Here is a 374-nt window from a genome sequence, read left to right as displayed (position 1 = left end):
CCCGTGTTACCTTGAACACCTTGAGGTCCAGTAGCGCCAGTAGCACCAGCAGGTCCTTGAACACCTTGAGGTCCAGTAGCGCCAGTAGCGCCAGTAGCACCTGTGTTACCTTGAACACCTTGAGGTCCAGTAGCACCCGTAGCACCTGTGTTACCTTGAACACCTTGAGGTCCAGTGGCGCCGGTAGCACCCGTGTTACCTTGAACGCCTTGAGGTCCAGTGGCACCCGTGTTACCTTGAACACCTTGAGGTCCAGTAGCACCCGTAGCACCAGTAGCGCCGGTAGCACCAGCAGGTCCTTGAACACCTTGAGGTCCAGTAGCGCCAGTAGCACCAGCAGGTCCTTGAACACCTTGAGGTCCAGTGGCACCCGT

The 374-nt window shown here is 57.8% G+C and carries 1 pseudogene; it reads right to left on the bottom strand.

What is annotated here, in order from left to right:
- Positions 1-374: pseudogene (locus DOS87_RS30350) on the bottom strand (collagen-like protein); the annotation flags it as partial.

The organism is Bacillus sp. CR71, assembly GCF_003429245.1.
GTDB lineage: Bacteria > Bacillota > Bacilli > Bacillales > Bacillaceae_G > Bacillus_A > Bacillus_A thuringiensis_S.
This window is presented reverse-complemented; position numbering and strand designations above follow the sequence as displayed.